Here is a 1,932-nt window from a genome sequence, read left to right as displayed (position 1 = left end):
CTGCGGGCTTGATGCCGTAGAAGATGCCTGCCACCACGGGCACATCGCCAAAACGCAGATACACCCACGACAGCCCGATTAGGATGAACAGCGAGGGCAGCACAAACAGCGCCCCCGCCACGATGCCGCCCCAGGTGCGGTGCATGAGCCAGCCGATGTAAGTGGCCAGCTGCTGCGCCTCGGGGCCAGGCAGCAGCATGCAGTAGTTGAGGGCGTGCAAGAAGCGGTTTTCGCTGATCCAGCGGCGGCGTTCCACCAGCTCGGCGTGCATGATGGCGATCTGGCCTGCAGGCCCGCCGAAGCTGATGAACCCGAGCTTCAGCCAGAACAGAAAGGCGTCGCGGAACGGGACGGACGTGGGGGCAGCGGACGGTGCTGGGTGCATGGTCCGGGAGTGTGACAGGCCGGTATGACGTTTGCCGACATATCAATATGCCTGCTGTATCTGGAGCCATGGATGACGAGGCAGAGGGTTGGCTGCGTCAGTTTGCCGCAAGCCCGTCATGAATAATTATGAATTCAAAACCTGCTGTCCTGGCAGGGCGAGAGAGATGCCGAGGAGACACCCACAATGACCGCACACAGCACCTACGCCGACTTCTACCGCCAGTCCATCGACCACCGAGACACCTTCTGGAGCGAGCAGGCGAAGTTGATCGACTGGAAGACGCCCCCGCAGCAGGTGTGCGATTACAGCAACCCGCCGTTTGCGAAATGGTTTGTGGGCGGCACCACCAATCTGTGCCACAACGCGGTGGACCGCCATCTGGCCACGCGCGCCAGCCAGGCGGCGCTGGTGGCGATATCGACAGAAACCGACACCGAACGCAGCTACAGCTTTGCCGAATTGCATGCAGAGGTGCAGCGCATGGCGGCGGTGCTGCAAGGCCTGGGCGTGAAGAAGGGCGACCGCGTGCTCATCTACATGCCCATGATTGCCGAGGCCGCGTTTGCCATGCTGGCCTGCGTGCGCATTGGCGCGCTGCATTCGGTGGTATTTGGCGGTTTTGCCTCGGGCTCGCTGGCCTCGCGCATCGAAGATGCCGAGCCGGTGGCCGTGGTCAGCGCTGATGCCGGGTCGCGAGGTGGCAAGGTGGTGCCGTACAAGCCGCTGCTGGACGAGGCCATTGCGTTGTCCAAACACAAGCCCAGCGCCGTGCTGATGGTGAACCGGGGCCTTGCCCCCATGCACCTGCAGGCAGGTCGCGACCACGAATGGGCGCCGCTGCGAGAGCAGCACCTGAACACCGTGGTGCCCTGCGAATGGGTGGAATCCACGCACCCCAGCTACACGCTGTACACCAGCGGCACCACCGGCAAGCCCAAGGGGGTGCAGCGCGATACCGGCGGCTACACGGTGGCGCTGGCGGCAAGCATGAAGCACATCTTTGACGCCAAGGCGGGCGATGTGTACTTTGCGACCAGCGACATCGGCTGGGTGGTGGGCCACAGCTACATCGTTTACGGCCCGCTGATCGCGGGCATGACCACCATCATGTACGAAGGCCTGCCCACGCGGCCCGATGCGGGCGTGTGGTGGAGCATCGTCGAGAAGTACCAGGTCACGCACATGTTCTCGGCCCCCACGGCGGTGCGGGTGCTGAAGAAGCAGGACCCAGCCTATCTGGCCAAGTACAACGTGAAAAGCCTCAAGGCCCTGTGGCTGGCGGGCGAGCCTCTGGACGAGCCCACGGCCCAGTGGATCAGCGACGCGCTGGCCGTGCCCATCATCGACAACTACTGGCAGACCGAAACCGGCTGGCCCATCCTGACCCTTGCCAACGGCGTGCAGCAGCAGACCACACGCTTCGGCAGCCCCGGCAAAGCCATGTATGGCTATGGCGTGAAGCTGATCGACGAGGCCACGGGCGAAGAACTGACCGGTGCCAACCAGAAGGGTGTGGTCGCCATCGAAGGCCCGCTGCCCCCCGG

The 1,932-nt window shown here is 63.9% G+C and carries 2 protein-coding genes; one reads left to right on the top strand and one right to left on the bottom strand.

All coding sequences use genetic code 11. The features are described 5' to 3' along the window. A partial coding sequence (locus DBR23_RS30160) for a chromate transporter (protein WP_233250208.1) occupies positions 1-385 on the bottom strand: 385 nt, incomplete at its 3' end. Positions 386-571: 186 nt separating this feature from the next. On the opposite strand from DBR23_RS30160, the gene DBR23_RS00905 reads away from it, so the two are divergent. Continuing rightward, positions 572-1,932: AMP-binding protein (locus tag DBR23_RS00905; protein ID WP_233250211.1), on the top strand; the 1,361-nt coding region annotated here is incomplete at its 3' end.

The sequence above is a fragment of the Acidovorax sp. HMWF018 genome (assembly GCF_003061035.1).
Lineage (GTDB): Bacteria > Pseudomonadota > Gammaproteobacteria > Burkholderiales > Burkholderiaceae_C > Acidovorax > Acidovorax delafieldii.
The sequence above is the reverse complement of the archived record's forward strand: the minus strand, read 5'-3'. Positions and strand labels throughout refer to the sequence as shown.